Annotated in this window: 14 protein-coding genes; 5 read left to right on the top strand and 9 right to left on the bottom strand. The window is 67.4% G+C overall.

Annotated features, from left to right (window positions below):
- Position 1 precedes the first annotated feature (1 nt).
- On the top strand, positions 2-2,011 hold the full coding sequence (locus KQ310_RS04385; RefSeq protein ID WP_259720566.1) for a PAS domain-containing hybrid sensor histidine kinase/response regulator: 2,010 nt from the start codon (positions 2-4) through the stop codon (positions 2,009-2,011).
- Here KQ310_RS04385 and grrM read toward each other — a convergent pair.
- The 5 genes from grrM to mnmE form a co-directional block, all read right to left on the bottom strand.
- Positions 1,997-3,181, bottom strand: coding sequence for a cyclophane-forming radical SAM/SPASM peptide maturase GrrM/OscB (gene grrM / locus KQ310_RS04380; RefSeq protein ID WP_259720565.1), 1,185 nt, complete (start codon positions 3,179-3,181; stop codon positions 1,997-1,999). The two genes, KQ310_RS04385 and grrM, sit on opposite strands and share 15 nt — an antisense overlap.
- Positions 3,178-3,609 carry a GrrA/OscA1 family cyclophane-containing rSAM-modified RiPP gene (gene grrA, locus KQ310_RS04375; protein ID WP_259720564.1) on the bottom strand — a complete coding sequence of 144 codons (432 nt, stop codon included), beginning with the start codon at positions 3,607-3,609 and terminating at the stop codon, positions 3,178-3,180. Before grrA ends, grrM begins: the two co-directional genes overlap by 4 nt.
- 83 nt (positions 3,610-3,692) lie before the next feature.
- Positions 3,693-4,652: an extracellular substrate binding-like orphan protein GrrP gene (gene grrP / locus KQ310_RS04370; RefSeq protein WP_259720563.1), complete on the bottom strand. Its 960-nt coding sequence runs from the start codon at positions 4,650-4,652 to the stop codon at positions 3,693-3,695.
- Between the two features lie 136 nt (positions 4,653-4,788).
- Positions 4,789-5,673, bottom strand: coding sequence for a carboxylating nicotinate-nucleotide diphosphorylase (gene nadC, locus KQ310_RS04365; protein WP_259720562.1), 885 nt, complete (start codon positions 5,671-5,673; stop codon positions 4,789-4,791).
- A 71-nt stretch (positions 5,674-5,744) separates the two neighbouring features.
- Complete coding sequence (mnmE, locus tag KQ310_RS04360) at positions 5,745-7,157, bottom strand: tRNA uridine-5-carboxymethylaminomethyl(34) synthesis GTPase MnmE (RefSeq protein WP_259720561.1); 1,413 nt, start codon at positions 7,155-7,157, stop codon at positions 5,745-5,747.
- Positions 7,158-7,163: 6 nt separating this feature from the next.
- Here mnmE and KQ310_RS04355 point away from each other — a divergent pair, with 6 nt between their 5' ends.
- Positions 7,164-7,664, top strand: a complete 501-nt coding sequence (locus KQ310_RS04355; protein ID WP_399237618.1) for a DUF2062 domain-containing protein — start codon at positions 7,164-7,166, stop codon at positions 7,662-7,664.
- Here KQ310_RS04355 and KQ310_RS04350 read toward each other — a convergent pair.
- The 3 genes from KQ310_RS04350 to KQ310_RS04340 all read right to left on the bottom strand — a co-directional run bounded on the left by KQ310_RS04350 (position 7,651) and on the right by KQ310_RS04340 (position 11,840).
- Positions 7,651-7,839 carry a hypothetical protein gene (locus KQ310_RS04350; RefSeq protein WP_197158369.1) on the bottom strand — a complete coding sequence of 63 codons (189 nt, stop codon included), beginning with the start codon at positions 7,837-7,839 and terminating at the stop codon, positions 7,651-7,653. The two genes, KQ310_RS04355 and KQ310_RS04350, sit on opposite strands and share 14 nt — an antisense overlap.
- 109 nt (positions 7,840-7,948) lie before the next feature.
- The gene (locus KQ310_RS04345) at positions 7,949-9,469 is read right to left on the bottom strand and encodes a YdiU family protein (RefSeq protein ID WP_259720559.1); all 1,521 of its coding nucleotides are present in this window, start codon (positions 9,467-9,469) and stop codon (positions 7,949-7,951) included.
- Entirely contained in the window at positions 9,462-11,840 is a 2,379-nt protein-coding gene (locus KQ310_RS04340) for a RelA/SpoT family protein (RefSeq protein ID WP_399237640.1), read from the bottom strand. The genes KQ310_RS04345 and KQ310_RS04340 overlap by 8 nt, the downstream gene beginning before the upstream one ends.
- A gap of 201 nt (positions 11,841-12,041) precedes the next feature.
- On the opposite strand from KQ310_RS04340, the gene KQ310_RS04335 reads away from it, so the two are divergent.
- The 3 genes from KQ310_RS04335 to KQ310_RS04325 all read left to right on the top strand — a co-directional run bounded on the left by KQ310_RS04335 (position 12,042) and on the right by KQ310_RS04325 (position 17,927).
- On the top strand, positions 12,042-13,715 hold the full coding sequence (locus KQ310_RS04335; protein ID WP_259720558.1) for an ABC transporter ATP-binding protein: 1,674 nt from the start codon (positions 12,042-12,044) through the stop codon (positions 13,713-13,715).
- Positions 13,715-14,455, top strand: coding sequence for a response regulator transcription factor (locus tag KQ310_RS04330; protein ID WP_259720557.1), 741 nt, complete (start codon positions 13,715-13,717; stop codon positions 14,453-14,455). Before KQ310_RS04335 ends, KQ310_RS04330 begins: the two co-directional genes overlap by 1 nt.
- 157 nt (positions 14,456-14,612) lie before the next feature.
- A complete protein-coding gene (locus KQ310_RS04325; protein ID WP_259720556.1) occupies positions 14,613-17,927 on the top strand; it encodes a glycoside hydrolase family 9 protein in 3,315 nt (1,104 codons plus the stop codon).
- A gap of 32 nt (positions 17,928-17,959) precedes the next feature.
- Here KQ310_RS04325 and KQ310_RS04320 read toward each other — a convergent pair.
- Positions 17,960-18,827, bottom strand: an 868-nt coding sequence (locus KQ310_RS04320; RefSeq protein ID WP_259720555.1) for a calcium-binding protein, incomplete at its 5' end; no start/stop codon positions are given.

The raw sequence follows: 18,827 nt of genomic DNA, 5'->3' as shown, positions 1-18,827 counted from the left end.
GATGACCCTGCCCGATCCCATCGACGAGCCACACAACTCTGTCGATCTCCACATCCAGGCCACCTACCGGCTCACCGAGGCCCTGGTCGAGGCGGAGGAGCGGATGCGCAGGCGCATCAACATGCTCTCAGAAGTGGTCTTCGAAACCGACGCAGAAGACAACTTCGTCTTCCTGAACCATGCCTGGCAAACCATCACCGGCCACCCGCAGAAGACCTCCCTGAACCGGTCGATCGGCACGTTTATCCATCCGGATGACCATCCGGTCTGGATAGCCGTAGTGAACGCCTCCCATCAAGGTTCACTCCTGGCCGATCCCAACCTTCGCATCGTTCGAGCCGATGGCAGCATCGCCTGGATGGATCTGTCCGTGGCCCAGATCCCCCAGGGGGGATTGGTGGGGGCCATGCGAGACATCACCCAGAGCAAAGCAATCAAAGATGAGCTGGTCAAACTGTCTCTGGTGGCCAGCTACACCCAGAATCTGGTCTTGATCACCAACCGCGACGGCTTGACCGAGTGGGTCAACCAGGCCTTCATTGAGCGAACCGGCTACAGCCTCGATGACATGCTGGGGCGAAAGCCCGGGGATGTGCTCCAGGGGCCAGGCACGGATCCAGAGGCCGTGGCTGGCATCCGAAGACTGTTGAAGGAGGGTCGTTCCTTTTCAAGCGAGCTGCAGAACTACACCAAAGCGGGGGAGCCCTACTGGGTCAACCTGAACATCACCCCGGTCTGGGATGACTCTGGGGAGATCGAGCGGTTCATCTCGGTGCAGAAAGATTCCACAGAATTGCATCAGACCCAGGACGAGCTCACAGCAGCCAAGATTCGCGCCGAGGAAGCCAACGAGGCCAAGTCCCGTTTCCTGGCCACCATCAGCCACGAGATGCGCACCCCGCTCAACGGGGTGATCGTCTCCAGCGAACTGGCCCTGGTGGACCGGGATGACCCGACCGCCCTGAATGCCCATCTGCTGCGCATCCGCGACAGCGGCAATCTGCTGCTGCGGCTGATCAACGACATCCTCGACGTCTCCAAGATCGAGGCCGGCCAGATCGACATCGAACCCAGTCGGCTGCGGCTGCGCTTCGTGCTGGAGGAGGCCCTGGCTCCCATGACCAGCAAAGCCCGCGCCAAGGGCCTCAATCTGTCATTTGACTGGGATGACAGCCTGCCGCTCTTCGTGATCAGCGACCGGGACCGGCTGCGTCAGATCCTCACCAACCTGGTGGAGAACGCGGTCAAATTCACCGATGAAGGCCATGTGCGCGTCAAGGTGAGCCGTCTGCCTGCAAGCAGGGGGCATCCTGAGGCCTTCGAACTGGCCGTAGGGGATTCGGGCTTGGGCATCGCTCCGGAGACCCAGGCGCGCATCTTCGAGCCCTTCGAGCAAGGGGACAGCTCCACCACCCGGCGCAAGAGCGGGGTCGGGCTGGGGCTCAACATCGTGCGCTCGATCGTGTCGGCCATGGGAGGCACGGTGCACCTCCACAGCCAGCCCGGTACGGGCACCGAGCTGCGGGTGATCCTGCCCCTGGTGCCGGCGGAGCCCGCCCCAGACATCGAGCCCAACCGGCGGGAGGAGGGCAGCGGCAGCTCCCGGCCGGAGTCGCAGAGCGGCTGCCACATCCTGGTGGCCGAAGACAGCAACGTGAACTTCACGGTTGTGAAGGCGGTGTTGCGCAAGGGGGGCTACAGCCTGGAGCGAGCCCATGACGGACTGGAGGCCGTGGCTGCCGCCCATCGCTGTGATTTGGTGCTGATGGATCTGGAGATGCCGAACATGGACGGGCTGGAGGCCACCCGAAGGATCCGGGCCGACGAACGGGCCCGCCACAGCCCCCCCGTGCCGGTGATCGCCCTGACGGCCCATGCCCTGAAGGAGTACCAGGAGCGTTGTCTGGCGGCGGGCTGCACCGGCTATCTCACCAAGCCCATCCGGATGGAGGAACTGCTCGAGGCCGTCGGCATAGCCCTGCGGCACGGGCGAGGTTCAAAGAAGAGCTGATGGCGACCTGAGGCCCAGCTCCTCCTCCATGCCGGCCAGCACCACATCGGCCACCAGCTGGATGCGGTAGCGGCAGGCCTGGGTGACGCTGCAGTCGAAGCTGCCGTGCTCCCAGTATTTGTTGCTGCCGGCGCCGCCGCCGCAGAGGCCGAAGTAATCACAGCCCTGGCGGCAACGTTCCACACCGGCGGCGATCTCCCGGTGGACCACTTGAAACTTGTCGGTGGCGACCGCCGCTTCGAGGCTGCCGCTGAGCACATTGCCAAAAGAAAAATCGCCGTATTCCGCCGTGGAGACCGACAACAGTTCCGGATCAAAGGTGGAGAAGTTGCCCCTGGCATCCACATTCACGATCACAAACGGCGTGTTCATATCCGTCTGTTCCATCCGGGCGTCGGCGCAGGCGAGGCTGGTCACACCATCGAACTCGCGCACACGCAGCCGCTCCGGTTCGGCCCGGCTCCGCTGCCAGAGGTGCTCGAGGAAGACGCGATAGCGACGCTCCCCATCGGGGCGTTCAAGGGTGGACTGGAGGTTTTCGCCCTCGGTTTCCTCCATGTTGAAGCCCACATCCTCGATGCCGTGATCGGTGAAGAAGCGGTAAATGGCCTCGGCGTGATCCAGGGCGTCGGCCGTGAGCACACAGATCACCTGGAAGGGAATGCCGCGCTGCTGCAGATGGGTGATCCCGCGCATCACGGCGCCATGGGTGGGCTTGCCGGTGCGGGTGACGCGATGGGCGTCGTGCAGAAAGGCGGGACCATCCATGCTCACGCCCACATGGATGCCGTTGCGCTCAAAGCAATCGCACCAGGCGTCGTCGATCACCGTGGCGTTGGTCTGCAGCGATTGCTGGATCGTGTCGGGCGGCAGGCCATGGCGCGCCAGCACACGCTCAATACATTCGGTGGCCGCGTCGTAGAACGCGATCGGCATGGTGAGCGGTTCCCCCGCATGCCAGAGCAGGGTGAAACCACCATCGACATAGGGGCTCTCCAGCACCCGCTCCAACGCCGCCTCCAGGATCTCCAGGGGAATGCGGCTGCGGTCGTCGCGGTTGGGCAGATAGCAGTAGTCACAGTCGAGATTGCAGAACGGGGTGGGCTGCACCACCAGCAGACGCACGGGGCCGAATCGTCCCGGCAACGGCTCATGCAAGGGCTGATTCACCAGTGATTGCGGAAGCCCCCGTTACGGAATCCCCCCCCGTTGCGGAAGCCGCCATTGCGGAAACCGCCATTGCCGAAGCCACCATTACGGAAACCGCCATTGCGGAAGCCACCGTTATAAAAACCGCCGTTGCGGAAGCCGCCGCCATTGGCCCAGCCGATCCCGGGAGCGTTCAGAAACACCTGCGACATCGCCCCCTCTGGGATGGAGGTGGAGGTCGCTGAAGTGTCGATCAGCTCTCCCTCCCGTTCCCGCACAGCGGCGGCGATGCGGCGCAACCGAGCCTCAACGCTTCCCTGCGGCGGCGGATCCTCGAGCGGCTCCTGACGACTGCCGGACCCCAGGGCCAGGGCCGTCCCGGGGTCCATGGGCAACGACGCCATGATCAGCAGGAGGCCGAACAGACGGGATCGGGAAAGGAACGCCATCGAAGCAGGGGCTGACGAAGGAACGGAGGAACGACCCAGAGGCAGCCGACCTCAGGGGACGGCCTGGTTGGGAGCAGGCTGATTCAGGGAGCAAGCTGTGCCGACGGCTTGGCCGGTGGCAGCGGCCGGATGGCCTCCACTCCCAGCAACACGGACTCGTAGTACGTGCGGATCTGCTCAGGCGAGCGGTTCAGGGCACTGCCCGGGCCAACCCAGCGATGGACGGCCGTGACCGCGTCACGCTGGCCATCGAGGTAGCCCTGCAGGAAGCGGGCGATCGCCAGGTTGACCAGATTGCGAAAGGCGGAATCGTTCTCGGGAAGAACACAGGCCAGCGCATAGTTTTCGTAAGGGCTCTCGGGCGTCAGCACCAAGGGGGGAGACGCCGCGCCCACCGCGAGGCTGGCCAGCAGGGCCGTATCGCCGATCACCCCATCCACCCGACCGGTCTTCAACGCAGCCACCGCCTCAGCGAGGGAGGGGAAGTCCACGGCCTTGGCCGCGGGCTGGATGCCCTGCAGTTCAGTCGCGGCCAGGGATTCGCTGACCACGCCGATGCGTCGGCCCGCCAGCGATTCAGGCGAGCCATCCAGGCGCCCGGGGGGGGCAAGCAGTCGCAGGCCGGAGATGCCGATCGGCAGGGAGTAATCGATCCACATGTCCCGCTCCCAGCTGAACGGCAGCCCACAGGCCAGATCAGCCTTCCCCTCGGCGAGGCGTTGGCCCAGGTCGCCTGGATTCGCCACCGCCTCGAAGCGCAGCTTCACCGGGCGCCCCACCGCGGAGGCCAGCTCGGCCTGAATGCGCCGCGCCACCTCGACGCCGTAACCGATCGGCTGGCCCTGGGCGTCGACGGAGACCAGAGGCGCCAGATCCGACGGGCCGACCAGCACCAGCTCTCCGGTGCGAGCAACCCGATCGACGACACCCTCTGGCTGAACCTTGGTCTGGGCACGGGCCAGCGGCGCCCAGGCAAGGGTGAGCAGGATCAGAGCGGCGGGGGCCAGCCAGCGGCGGCGGCCGGAACGGAGAGGTCGCGGCAAAAGGAGGCGCAGCGGAGGCCACTGTCCAATGTGGGGAGGGATGGACCACCTGGCCACGCTGGCGGCGGGTGTTGGGGCGATTCTTCACCAAACGGCTGAGACAAGCAGCAGGTCAGACGCATCGGCTGGTTTTCCGTCAAGCCACAACCGGTTCAAACCGCATGCTCAGATCCAGCCAGGCCGAGCGGGTGATCGGAGCACTGGTGGAGATCAGATCGATGCCGGTGGCGGCGTAGGCCCGCAGCTGCTCCGGGGCGATGCCAGAGGCTTCGAGCACCACACGGCCCCGCCCGAGGCCCGCGGAGCCGGCGGCCAGCGCCCGTTCGCGGAGGCGGGGTACCAGCGCCAGCAGCTGATCGGGGCTGAATTCATCCAGCAGCACCCCATCGGCACCGGCGGCCACGGCGGCCTCGGCTTCGCGGGCGGTTTCGGCCTCCACGATCACCGCCGCCGGCCAGGGCGCCTGGGCGCGCACCGCCTCCACGGCGGCGGCCACACCACCGCCCCAGGCGAGATGGTTCTCCTTGAGCATGGCGGCGTCATCGAGGCCGAGGCGGTGATTCAGCCCACCCCCGCAGCGCACGGCGTACTTCTCCAGCAGCCGCAGGCCGGGGGTGGTCTTGCGGGTGTCAGCCAGGCGCACGCCCGTGCCCGCCAGCGTCGCCACCAGAGCGGCGGTGGCGGTGGCGATGCCGGAGAGCCGCATCGCCAGGTTCAAGGCGGTGCGCTCTCCGGCCACCAGGGCCTCGGCCGCACCCTCCAGCTCCAGCAGCCGCTGGCCCGCCTGCACCGCCTCCCCCTCCTCCACCAGGCGCCGCACCCGCACCTGGGGATCGAGCAGGCCAAACAGGGCCTCCGCCAGCACGGCTCCGCAGAGGACCCCGGGCTGTTTGGCGATCCAGTGGGCTTGCCCCTGGCGCCCCCGCAGCGCCGGTGCGGTGAGATCACCGCGGCCGATGTCCTCCGCCAGCCAGGCGCGCAGCTGGGCCTCGAGCTCTGGCGTGACAGGCAGGTGCGGCATGGCGCAGGCAGCGGAGCGGCATCGGCAAAGCCTGCCTGAGCCGATCACCCCAGGGCACGATCACCGCCGCCTCACTTGCCGATGCAGAAGCGCGCAAACACCCGATCCAGCACCGCTTCGCTCACCTCCTCACCGGTGATCTCGCCGAGGGCCCGCACCGCCGCCCGCAAATCGATGGTCCAGAAGTCCCACGGGAGCTGCTGATCCGCCGCCTCGAGGCTGCGCTCCAGGCTGGCCGCCGCCGCCGCCGCCAGATCCCGCTGGCGGGCATTGAGGGCCACCTGCATGCCTTGGGCCTCACCGGCTCCACAGCGCTGCAGCAGAAGCTGGGCCAGGGCCTCGCAACCGTCGCCGCTGAGGGCGCTGATCGCCACATCGGCAGGCGACGCCGTGGGCAGATTCCCCGGATGGATCGCACCTGCTTCCAGATCGGCCGCATCGGCCTTGTTGCCCACCACCAGCAGCGGCACCCCCTCGGGCACCTGCTCCCGCAACTCCTGATCGGCGGGGGCCCAGCCGGCCGCCAGATCAAACAGCAGCAGCACCACGTCCGCCGCGGCCAGGGCGGCGCGGCTGCGGGCGATGCCGAGCTGCTCGACCCGGTCCTGGGTAGGGCGGATGCCGGCCGTGTCGAGCAGGGTGAGGGGCACGCCGTCGAGCACCAACTCGCTTTCGAGCAGATCGCGGGTGGTGCCCGGCAGATCGGTCACGATCGCCCGCTCCCGCTGGCTGAGCCGGTTGAGCAGACTCGACTTGCCCACGTTGGGGCGGCCCACGATCGCCACCCGCAGACCCTCCCGCAGCAGCTCCCCCTGGCGCGCCTCCCGCACCAGGGCCTCTAGCTGCTCGCGCACCCCCGCCAGGGCGGCGACCACGGCAGCGGCATCCAGGGGTGGCAGATCCTCCTCGAAGTCCACCCGGGCCTCCAGCTCGGCCAACTGATCGAGCAGCTGCTCACGCAGCTCTGCGATGCGGCGTTGCAGCCCCCCGTCCAGACCGGCCATGGCCAGCTGGGCGGCCCGGCGGCTGCGGGCGGTGATCATCTCGCTCACGGCCTCGGCGCGGGTGAGATCAAGGCGACCGTTCAGGAAGGCCCGCTGGCTGAATTCGCCCGGCAGGGCACGCCGAGCCCCGGCCGCCAGCACCAGCTCCAGCACCCGCTGCACCGCCATCAGCCCCCCGTGGCAGTGGAGCTCCACCACAGTTTCGCGGGTGAAGCTGCGCGGAGCGCGCATCAGCAGCAGCAGGGCCTCGTCGACGCGCTCGCCACTGGCCGGGTCGACCACGTGGCCGTAGAGCACCCGATGGCTGTCCCAGGTCTGCTGGCCCGGCGCCCGGAACAGCGACCGGCCGATCGGCTCCGCCTCGGGTCCAGACATTCTTACGATCGCCACGCTGCCCTGACCCGCCGCGATCGCGGTCGCCACCGCCGCGATGGTGTCGACGCCATGACCCTGACTGCCGTTCCCCTGTCCGCCGTCCAACCGTTCATGGCGCCGCACTTCTCCCAGTTTCGACCGCACGGCTCCCTGGTGCGCCTGATCCAGCGCGCCGGTCTCTGGCTCTGGCATCAGGAGGGCAGCGCCGGCCAGCGGGCCCGCGGCCTGGCGGCCGGCGTATTCTGCGGCTGTTTCCCGTTCTTCGGGATGCAGACCCTTCTGGGGATTGCACTGGCCAGCGTGATGCGCGGCAACCACCTGCTGGCAGCGGCGGGCACCTGGATCAGCAACCCCTTCACCTATGTGCCGCTCTACTGGCTCAACTACAAGATCGGCTCACTGCTGCTCGGCCCCGGCAAGTTATGGCCGGGGCTGGAGGTGATGCGCAGCGAAGCGATCTGGCAGCTGGGCTGGTCCTTCGTGAACCGGATGTTGCTGGGCTCGCTGCTGATCGGGCTGGTGGCGGCCAGCCTGTGCGGCTGGACCTATTGGCGCTGGCTGCAGCGCCATGGCAACGCCCCGGCAAGCCTGAACGACCTCACAAGTTCGTGAGACCGGGGAACACCATCAGATCGATGTGGCCGCCATTGGGATGGCGCCATTCGCGGAATTCGGCGGCCAGGGCCCGCTGTTCCTGGGGCAACGACTGAGCCTGCAGATCCTGCAGACGTTGATGCACCAGATCGAGGGTGTTATCGATCAGCTGGGCGGCCTGTTCGGAGGTCATGTCGCACACTGCGGAGGGGCCGATACCCCGTTGATGGGCCGTTTGTAGGGAAACCAACCCCATGCGGCTGTAGCGGCAGACACCCGGCCCGAATGCTGTGGGGGGATGCTCACGTGCCGGCCAGCCAGGTGTGAAACGGTTGCCAATCGTCGTGTTGATCGATCGCCTCCCAGATCCGCTCGATCACCGGACGGATGGGCGTTTCGGGCAGGTTCCAGCGCTGCAGCCGGGCAGCCACGCTGCCGCCATCGCCCATGCCGGCCTCTCCCGCGCCAGCAGAGTCAGCGCAGTGGCTCCAGCTCCACCAGGTGTCCCGCCAGGCGAGCCATTCAGATCGCGGCGGCTCGGGAGCCCCCGGCAGGAAGGGAACCAGATCCTCAGGCCCCGCCGGCAAGCCGTGGGAGGCCACATGGGCGGCCAGCCCGGAGAAGAAGCTGCCGTAGCCCACCGGCCAGGCCGCCAACAGCTGCAGGGTGGGGAGCACCGGGTCGGGCAGCTCTGCCCTTGCGGCAACCAGCCCGAGCCGGCGCAGCAGGCAAAGGCGGTAGTGGGTGTCGTAAGAGGGGGCAAAGCGCTCCAGCCGGGCCTCGAGTTCGGCGCGCGGCAGCAGCATGGCCAGGGGCTCCTGCAGCAGGCGCAGGTTGTGATGGCAGATCAGTGGCTGCTGGCCATAGGCGTACAGACCGCTGTGGTCGAAATAGGCGGCGGTGAAGCCGGGATCCCAGCGCTCCAGGAAGGCGAAGGGGCCGTAGTCGAAGCTCTCACCCGCCAGCGACATGTTGTCGGTGTTGAGCACACCGTGGGTGAAGCCGGCGGCCATCCATTCGGCAGCGAGCCGCGCCACCCGTTCCACCAGCTCGCCGTAGAACGCCAGCAGCTGGGGTTCGGCATTGCCGGAAGCGGCGTCCGAGCCGGCACCCGGCCGGGTATCGATCGGATGGGCAGCAGCGATGGCGGGGTAATAGACGGCCACCACATGGCGCAGCAACCGCTCCAGCAGATCGGGGCGGCGCCGATGCAGCAGTCGCTCGCAGGTGCCGAAGCGCAGGTGGGTGCGCGCCATCCGCACCATCACCGAACTGCGGGTGGGCGACGGTTCATCACCCCGGTACAACGCTTCTCCCGTTTCCAGCAGACAGAGCGTGCGGCTGGTGGTGACGCCAAGGCGCTGCAGCGCCTCGCTGGCGATCACTTCCCGCACACCGCCCTTGAGGGTGAGACGTCCATCCCCACCCCGGCTCCATGGGGTGGTGCCGCTGCCTTTTGTTCCCAGGTCCTGCAGCAGGCCGTGGCGATCCCGCAGCTGGCCGTAGAGAAAGCCGCGCCCATCGCCGAGGAAGGGGTTGTAGGTGCCGAACTGGTAGCCGTGATACCGCAGCGCCAGCAGCGGCTGGCGGGCCTCGAAGCCTCCGTAGGCGGCCTCAAGGTGGGCGTTGGCCACTGCGCTGGGCTCAATGCCCAGCTGCTCGAGCAGGACATCGTTGCGGAAGCGCAGCGTCGTGCGCGGGAAGCGGGCCGCCTCCACCACATCCCAGTACTCAGGGCCGAGCCCCTCGATGGAGGGCTCGAAGGGCAGGCTCAGCAGGGGATTGGCCTGGCCAGCCGGAACTGAATGGGGCCGTTCAGCCAATGCCCGTGCGGCAGATGTCGAGCACGTCAGCCATGGAGCGGATCTGATCCATGGTGGTGCGCAACTGGCCGGCGCTGATCAGCTCAACCCGCAGATCGATCCGGGCCGGTTTGTCGTAAGCGGTGCGCACCCGGGCATCGCTGACGTTGATGCGGTGATCCGAGAGGCGGGTGAGGATGTCCTTGAGCACGCCCACCCGATCCAGCACTTCGATGCGCAGCTGCACGGGATAGCGGCGCTTGCCCTGATCGATGGCTGGGTTCCAGCGCACCGGCAGCCGACGCTCCAGCGGCACCTGGGCCACGTTGGAGCAATCCTGCCGGTGGATGGTGATGCCGTGGTTGCCCAGGGCCACACTGCCCAGGATCGGTTCGCCAGGCAGGGGGCTGCAGCAGCCCCCCATCCGATATTCCAGACCCTCCACCCCGAGGATCGGACTGCCGGCGCCGCTGCCTGGCCCCGGAGGGACAGCGGTTGCCTGGGACCCAACCCCGGCAGCCACCTGCTCGTTGCTGAGCACGGGCGTCGCCGCTTCGGTCGCAAGCCGGATCTCCTCCCGCAGCCGGTTGAGCACCTGGTGCAGGGTGACACCGCCAAAGCCAAGGGCCGCCAGCAGGTCTTCGGTGCCGACCAGATTGCAGCGCCGCGCCACCCGGGCCATAGCCTCGCCATTGAGCAGACCATCAAATCCCTCACGGCCCAGCTCACGCTCCAGCATGTCCGTGCCGCGTTGAATGTTGTCTTCGCGGTGGCTGCGCTTGTACCACTGGCGAATGCGATTGCGTGCCGTGGGGGTGGCGACGAAATTGAGCCAGTCGAGGCTGGGATGGGCGTTCTTGGCCGTGATCACCTGCACGAAGTCGCCATTCTGCAGCGGCGTGGCCAGCGGACAGAGGCGGTCATTGATCCGCACACCCTGGCAGTGATTGCCCACCTCCGAATGGATGCGGAAGGCAAAATCCACCGCCGTGGACCCTTTGCGCAACCCCACGACATCGCCCTTCGGCGTGAACACGAACACCTCCTCATCGAAGAGATCTTCCTTGATCGAAGCCAGATAATCGCTGCTGTCCTCTCCCCCATCCTCCTTCTGCCAATCCACCAGTTGGCGCAGCCAGTTGAAGCGTTCGGTGTCACCACCGGTGGAGGCCGGTGACCCACCTTCCTTGTACTTCCAGTGGGCGGCGATCCCATACTCCGCCACCTGGTGCATATCACTGGTGCGAATCTGCACCTCGACCGGCCGATGCCGACCGATCACGGCCGTGTGCAGAGACTGATAGCCATTCGGCTTGGGCAGGCCGATGTAATCCTTGAATCGCCCAGGAATGGGGCGGAAGGTGTCATGCACCACCGCCAGGGCCCGGTAGCAGGCTTCCAGGCTGGGGCAGAGGATCCGCAGCGCCGCCACGTCGTAGATCTCGTGGAACGCCTTCTGCTGGCGCTCCATTTTGCTCCAGATGCCATAGAGGTGCTTCGGCCTGCCGCTCACCTCGCAGTCCTGCAGACCGGCGGCGGCAAGACGATCGCGCAGCAGTTGCACCGTGACCGCCAGCCGCTGCTCCCGCTCGCTGCGCTTGGTGGACACCTGCTGCTGCATATCCCGGAAGGCCTCCGGTTCGAGCATCTTGAAGGCCAGATCCTCCAGTTCCCACTTGAACCGACCGATGCCGAGGCGGTTGGCCAGGGGGGCATAGATCTCGCGGGTCTCGCGGGCGATGCGCTGCTGCTTCTCGGGCTTGAGCGCCCCGAGGGTGCGCATGTTGTGCAGACGGTCGGCCAGTTTCACCAGCACCACGCGGATGTCGCTGGCCATGGCCAGAAACATGCGGCGCAGGTTTTCCGCCTGGGCCTGGGTGTGGTTGGTGAAGTGAATGCCACCCAGCTTGGTGACGCCCTCCACCAGGGCCCGCACCTCAGGGCCGAAGTGGGCCTCGATCTCCTCGGGGGTGACGTCGGTGTCCTCCACCACGTCGTGCAGGAAGCCGGCGGCGATCACCCCGGCGCTGGCACCGATGTCGCGCAGCAGATCCGCGACGGCGATCGGATGAATGATGTAGGGCTCGCCACTGGCCCGGTACTGGCCATCGTGGAGCTGGTAGGCAAAGTCAAACGCCGAGGCCAGCAAGGCCTCGGCGTCCGTGGGGCAGACATCGCCCACACCAGGGGGGACGTGCTCGATGCAGCGTTGCAACCACTCGGGCAGGGGCACGCCGTAATCGGCCGGCCTGAGGATTCGCGGCCGGGCCGCCGCGGCTTCCACAGCCCCGCTCCTGTCCACCACCAGCCCTCCAACCTCCGCTGCAACCGGCCCGCTGGGCCGCCTCGCGCCCGCAGCTGCAGCCTTGACTGCCGCCCCCACAGGAGACATCGGTTCGGAGGCGGCCTTGGGCATGCATCCCCGCAATCCACCCCATGGTATGCAGCCTGCGTCAGGTCGTAGAGGATCCGACAGGATCAGCGAGCAAGCTGGTGGGCAGAACGGCCATCTCTCACTGCCCAACGCCACTGCCCAACTCAGCTGCCTAACGCCGCTGCCTAACGCCGCTGTCCAACCCAGCTGTCCAACCCCATGGTCGACGAGCCTTCTGCCCCTGCCGGACCACCGCCAGCCAGCCAACCGGTGTTGCGGATCGCGAACCTGGTGGTGCGCTACCCCCTCAGCGAGCGCCCCACCCTGAATGGCCTCGATCTGAGCCTGGCACCGGGAGATCGCCTTGCCCTGGTGGGCCCCTCCGGCTGCGGCAAGAGCACCGTGGCCCGGGCGGTTCAGCAATTGCTGCCCCAGGGCAGCACCTGCAGCGGGCACCTGGAGGTGGCAGGAGTGGATCCACGGCAGCTGAAACGCCCAGCCCTGCGGCGGCTGCGGGGTGAGGCGATCGGCCTGGTGTTCCAGGACCCGATGACCCGGCTGAACCCCCTGCTCACCATCGGCGAGCACCTCAGCGACACCCTCGAGGCGCACCGTGCCCACTGGCTCACGGGGGCAGCGATGGGCGCCTCCCGGCGGCGCCGAGCCGTGCGGCAACGGGCCGAAGCGCTGCTGACCCGCGTGGGCATCGGCCTGGACCGCTACGGCAGTTACCCCCACGAATTCAGCGGCGGCATGCGCCAGCGCCTGGCCATCGCCCTGGCCCTGGCGCTGGCCCCGAAACTGGTGGTGGCCGATGAACCCACCACCAGCCTGGATGTGGCGGTGGCGTCGCAGGTGATGGCCGAACTCACCGGCCTCTGCAAGGAAGCGGGCAGCGCCCTGCTGCTGATCAGCCACGACCTGGCGATGGCGGGCCGCTGGTGTGATCGCATTGCAGTGCTGGATCAGGGGCGGCTGGTGGAGGAGGCCCCCTCCCACCAGCTGCTCACGGCGCCGGCCTCCCCCCTGGCCCGTCGCCTGGTGAGCAAGGCCCGTGCCCGCGAAGGCCTCCACAGCAGCGGCCCCGTGGGCGCCCCGCTGCTGCTGGAACTGGAGGAACTGCGTAGCTGGCATCCCCTGCCGTCACTGCCCTGGCAGCAGCGCTGGCTCAAGGCGGTGGACGGGGTGAGCCTGCGCCTGCTGGAGGGCGAAACCATCGGCGTGGTAGGGGCATCGGGCTGCGGCAAGAGCAGCCTCTGCCGGGCCCTGATGGGATTGGCCCCGGTGCGGGGCGGCGCCGTGCGCCTGCAGGGGCGGGATCTGCGCCAGCTGCGCGGCCGGGAGCTGCGACGGGCTCGCCGGCGCATCCAGATGGTGTTCCAGGATCCGCTGGCCTGCCTCAACCCCCAGATGCCGGTTGGGGAGGCAATCGCGGATCCGCTGCTGATCCACCGCCTGGCCAGCCGCCATGCGGCCCGCCAGCGGGCCCGGGAGCTGATGGAGGCCGTGGGGCTGACCCCCGCCGAAGACTTCGAGCATCGACGCCCCCGCCAGCTCTCGGGCGGTCAGCAGCAGCGGGTGGCGATCGCCCGCGCCCTCATCCTGGAACCGAAGGTGCTGCTGTGCGATGAGAGCGTCAGCATGCTCGATGCCGAGGTGCAGGCCGACGTGCTGGCCCTGCTGCGCCGGCTGCAGGCGGACCTGGGGCTGGGCCTGCTGTTCGTGACCCACGATCTCAGCGTGGCCAGCGGCTTCTGCCACCGGGTGATCGTGCTCGACGGCGGACGGATCGTGGAGGAGGGGCCGGGCGCCCAGCTGCTGCGGCATCCCCAGGCGGCGATCACCCGCGTGCTGGTGGACGCCTGCCCCCGGTTGCCGGCCCTGGCGGCGTGATGGGCACTCCGGAACACGAGGGGGGCGATCGATCCCTGGCCCTGCTTCAGGCCCGCGGAGATCTGTTGCGCGTGCTGCTGCGCCCCCATCCCGTGCTGGTGTGCATGTACCCGCGGCTGCTGGTGCTCACCCTGCAAAGCGGGTTGCGCCCCCAGAACACCGCGCCGAGGCTGCGCATCACCGCCTCCCTGGCCGAAGCAGACGCCTTGGTTCGACAGGCCGAGCGGCCCCTGCTGATCCTGGCCACTGAACTGCTGGGCGATGGCCATGGGCTGGACCTGATCCGGCTGGCCAAGGCCCAGACCCTGCCGCACCGCTGTCTGCTGGTGCTGACCCACTCCCGCAGGGGGCTGGTCGAGGCCGCCATCGAGGCCGGCACGGATGTGATCGTGCTGGAAGGCAGCCTGGGACAAGGGGGAGCACTCGTCTACGGCGTCGAGCGCCTCTGCCGTGGCGAGACCTTCGTGGATCCGGCGATCGCCACCAGCCTGGAGACAGGAGAGGACTCCTCTGAGCTTCCCGGTCGCGAGGCGGGAAGCGGGCGCGGAACCCTCTCACCCCGCGAGCTCTCGATCCTGGCGCTGGTGGCGCAAGGCCTGAGCAACCGGGAGATCGGCACCCGTCTGCACATCGCCCCCAGCACCGCCCGCGACCACGTGCACAACATCCTGCGGCGCCTGGGCGTCACCAACCGGGCCGCTGCCGCCGTCGAGGCCTTCCGGCTTGGCTATCTGCGCTGATGACCAGCGGTTCTCTTGCGGGGCCTCAGCACGTGCCGGGCCATGGCACTTGCCGGGCCACAGCAATTGCCGGGCAACAGGGTCAGATCTCCGTCATTTGAAGGATTGAGGAGTTGCCAGGGCCAGGCCTACACCTGAATCAACTCCAGTCCGACCCATGGCCCAGCCTGACGCTCTCCCCCTCAGTCCCCCCCTCAGCAGTACACCCGGTGTGAGCGTTGCCATCTCCGGCGACGTCTGGTGGAACGGGCTCACCGCTCAGCTGACCCTGACCAACACCTCAGCGGTGGCCCTGGAGCGATGGAGCGTGGTGTTCGACAGCCCCCACCAGCTGAGCGGCACGCCATGGGGAGCCACGGCAGAACGGATCGACATGGGCAACGGGCTCTGGCGCTACACCCTCACCGGCGCCGGCTGGGCCACCCGCCTGCCAGCTGGGGGAAGCGTGAGCGTGGGATTCAACGCCACCCAGGGACGGCCGATCGGCAACAGCGGCGCCCTCAACAGCTCCCTGCTGCTGGGGGCAGGCGGCGCCATCCCGACCGATCCAACGCCCATACCCACCCCAACGCCGGCACCCACGCCAGCACCGACGCCCACCCCGCTTCCCACACCGACACCCACTCCGACGCCCACCCCAGGCCCCACACCCTCTCCCTCACCCACGGAACCGGACCCGGCCCCGCGGGATGGACGGGTGTTCCGGGCCGATCCGGCCGGGGCGGACATCGAAGGCTTCGATCCCTCCCGGGACCGGCTCGACTTTGGTGACGTGTCGGTGCACAACCTGATCGTGGGCAAGACCGCCGCCGGAGAAGCGACGATCATCAATCCCTGGGCCTGGACACCCGAAGACCAGGTGATCCGGGGCGTGGGCCTCGAAGACCTGAACCCCGCCAACTTCGGCATCGTTGCCAACGAGCATCTGCGCCAGGACATCGGTGGGGCCCTGTCCTGGGAAAAGGGTGTGGGCGAACGGGACGCAGACACCGTCTATGTGCGCTCCCATGAAACCGGCGTGCAGGAACGGGTCGAAGGCTTCGACCCCGCCACCATGAAGCTCAGCTTCCTCTACTTCGGCACCAGGGAACGGCTCACGGTGTCCGACACGGCGGAGGGTCTGCTGATCGCGGTGGAACCCACCGGCCAGAGCCTCCTGCTGGTCGGCATCCGCCGCGGCCAGCTGATCCCGGCCAACCTCGAGTTCCACAACGATCAGGTGGTGGAAGACCGGCTGGAGGATGCCTTCGGGGTGCGAGTGGATCAGGTGAGCCTGGTCAGCCGCGCCGGGCTGCTGACCCCACAGGGGCCGGCCGGCCAGGTCACCGACGGACTGCAGAGCCGCAGGGGCACAGGCCTGACACCGATCGGCGGAGATGCGTTCAACGGCAGCGCGGGCGGGCACGGCCAGCCGCACGACCACGACAACCACGATCCCGCCGATCCCATGGACCCGATGGATCCCATGGACCCCACTGACCCTGTGGGCCCCACGGATCCCAGCCCACCGCAGACAGGAGGGACTGGGACCACCAGCCAACCATTCACGGTCAGCGTCGGCGGCAGCCGCTGGTGGGATGGCTTCACGGCCGAGCTGACGGTGACCAACACCACCGGCCAGGCCCTGCCGAACTGGAGCTTCAGCTTCGAGACAGTGCATCGGATCTCCGGCGATCCCTGGGGAGCTGGGGTTGAAGCCACCGATCTGGGCGGCGGCCTGACCCGCTACACCGTCAGCGGCCGTGACTGGGCCGCGGCGATCCCTGCCGGCCGATCCGTGACGGTGGGATTCAACGGCACCCAGGGCACACCCATTGGCAACTCCGGCACGCTCGATGCCTCGCTGCTGTTCCGCCAGGACAGCCTCCTGCCTGGAACGACCACGGGATCAGGCGGGACCTCGAATCCCACACCACCATCCGATCCCGTCAGCCCCAACCCCACCCCCCCATCCGATCCGGTGACCCCCGACCCCACACCACCGGGAAACGGGAATCCTGGAGCTCCTGGAGATGGCGGTTCAACCGGTGGGGTGGATGGCGGAACGACGGGCGGAGCCAATGCGGCGCCGGACTACGGCACGGCCCTCGGGCTCTCGTTTCTGTTTTACGAGGCCAACCGCTCCGGCGATCTGGATGAAGCCAGCAACCGTGTGCCCTGGCGCGGTGATTCCGGTCTGGGCGATGGCCGCGACGGGGTCTGGTTCGGTGATCGGCGCCCCGAGAACTTCCAGGCGGGTCTCAGCCTCGACCTGAGCGGCGGCTACCACGATGCCGGCGATCACGGCAAATTCGGCCTGCCCCTGGCCTCCAGCCTCTCCACTCTCGCCTGGGGCGGCATTCAGTTCAACGAGAGCTACGCCGCCACCGGCCAGCTCGACGACCTGATGGAGGCGGTGCGCTGGGGTACCGACTATCTGCTCAAGGCCCATGGCCGCGATGCCTCCGGCCAGACCACCTACCTGGTGGCCCAGGTGGGTGATGTGGCGGCGGACCACGCCCTCTGGAGCGCACCGGAAGTCCAGACGATCGCCAGACCCGCCATGGTGGTGACCCCCGATAAGCCGGGATCGGATCTGGCAGGGGCCACGGCAGCGGCCCTGGCCTCGGCCTCGGTGTTATTTCGCGAGAACGGCGAAACGGCCTATGCCGATGAACTGCTCGACAATGCGATTGCGCTCGACGCATTCGCCAATCGCTACCAGGGCAAGTATTCCGACGCGATCACGGAGGTGCGCGACTATTACAACTCCTGGAGTGGATACCAGGACGAACTCGCCTATAGCGCAGCCTGGCTGGCCCGGGCTGTGGAAGCGGCCGGCGGCGATGGCAGCGACTATCGCAACCAGGCCATGTCGATCTACACCTCCAAGGTCGGTGGCCTCTCGAATGGCTGGACCCACAACTGGGATGACGCCTCCTACGCCACTGCCGTGCTGTTGGCGGAAGACACCGGCAGCGCCACAGTGCGCAGCGATGTGGAGGGCTGGCTGGACAGCTGGGTGGATGGCCGCAACGGCGTGAGCATCACCGACGGCGGACTGCGCTTCATCAGCCCCTGGGGATCACTCCGCTATGCCGCCAATACCGCCCTGATGGCCGGCTTCTACGCCGACGCCGTGATCGACCCGGAGGGCGGCTACGGACAACTGGCGACGGACACGGTGGATTACATCCTCGGCGACAACCCCCGCCAGTTCAGCTACATGGTGGGCTACGGCAACGCCTATCCCCAACAGCCGCACCATCGCGCCGCCTCCGGCGTGGGCTGGGATGGTTTTCGCAATGGCCAGCCTAATGCCCACGTTCTGACCGGCGCCCTCGTGGGCGGCCCCAACCAGGCCAACGACTTCGCCTACACCGACCGCCGCGATGACTACATCAGCAACGAGGTGGCCCTGGATTACAACGCCGGCCTGACCGGCGCCCTGGCCTTTGCCTTCGGGCAGAACGCCGGAGTTGGACTGGCATAGGGCCGGCGGCTAGGCAAAGCTGGCTGCCGCCCTCAGAGAAAGAGGATGGGATTGGCCTGCTGAAAAGCCGACAGGGAAACACCCAACAGGGTTGTCGTACCGAAGCCCTCACGAACGATCACCGTATTGCGATCCGCATCCTCAAGCAAGGAGAAAGCCTGACCAGAAAGGATCGCGATCACATCAGGATCTGTAAAGGAAAAATCACGAATCACATCATCTCCCTTCGAGAGAAGAAACTGGTCAGCTCCCGCACCTCCAATCAGCACATCAGCACCGATGTTTCCATTGAGGATGTCATTGCCCTCCCCACCAATCACCGTATCCGACCCCCTGTCGCCCAGCAACCGATCGTTGCCAGACCCACCCTCCAATGTGTCTCGCCCCTTCCCACCGCGCTCAAGATCATCACCATCACCGCCCCGGAGAAGATCATCGCCAGCATTACCGCGTAGGTCGTCATCACCGGAGCGACCATCAACCACATCATCTCCATCGCCGGACGCGATGAAGTCGGGCCCTTCGGTGCCGCTGATGGTTCGCCCCAGCGGCTCGACCGGGGAGAGTTCCTGCGGTGGCGATACTGGAACGATCGTATCGATTGTGAGCAGAAACGCTGAGGAGGCGCCGCTGCTCAAGCCAACGGCATTCGTTGCGATCGCCGTGACGCTATGGCTGCCATCGGCTAACGCCGCTGCTGGCGTCAAACTCCAGGACCCATTACCAGCCGCAGCGGTTGTGCTGCCCAGACTGACGCCCCCATCAAACAACGCAACGCTGCTACCTGGTTCTGCTGTTCCTGAGAAGATTGGTATGGCGTCATCCGTCGTCGCACCAGAGACGAGCGGACCCTGGATTGTTCCTTGATCATCGCCCGCTGCAGTGATCAGGGGCGCCGCC

It is taken from the genome of Synechococcus sp. CS-1328 (assembly GCF_025128095.1).
GTDB lineage: Bacteria > Cyanobacteriota > Cyanobacteriia > PCC-6307 > Cyanobiaceae > CBW1002.
This window is presented reverse-complemented; position numbering and strand designations above follow the sequence as displayed.

Coding starts and splice junctions, on each gene's coding strand:
- grrA (WP_259720564.1), bottom strand. CDS start 3,609: ATGGCGTTCCTTTCCCGATCCCGTCTGTTCGGCCTCCTGCTGATCATG.
- KQ310_RS04355 (WP_399237618.1), top strand. CDS start 7,164: ATGGCGCCGCACTTCTCCCAGTTTCGACCGCACGGCTCCCTGGTGCGC.
- KQ310_RS04325 (WP_259720556.1), top strand. CDS start 14,613: ATGGCCCAGCCTGACGCTCTCCCCCTCAGTCCCCCCCTCAGCAGTACA.
- KQ310_RS04330 (WP_259720557.1), top strand. CDS start 13,715: ATGGGCACTCCGGAACACGAGGGGGGCGATCGATCCCTGGCCCTGCTT.
- KQ310_RS04335 (WP_259720558.1), top strand. CDS start 12,042: ATGGTCGACGAGCCTTCTGCCCCTGCCGGACCACCGCCAGCCAGCCAA.
- KQ310_RS04340 (WP_399237640.1), bottom strand. CDS start 11,840: ATGTCTCCTGTGGGGGCGGCAGTCAAGGCTGCAGCTGCGGGCGCGAGG.
- KQ310_RS04385 (WP_259720566.1), top strand. CDS start 2: ATGACCCTGCCCGATCCCATCGACGAGCCACACAACTCTGTCGATCTC.
- KQ310_RS04350 (WP_197158369.1), bottom strand. CDS start 7,839: ATGACCTCCGAACAGGCCGCCCAGCTGATCGATAACACCCTCGATCTG.
- nadC (WP_259720562.1), bottom strand. CDS start 5,673: ATGCCGCACCTGCCTGTCACGCCAGAGCTCGAGGCCCAGCTGCGCGCC.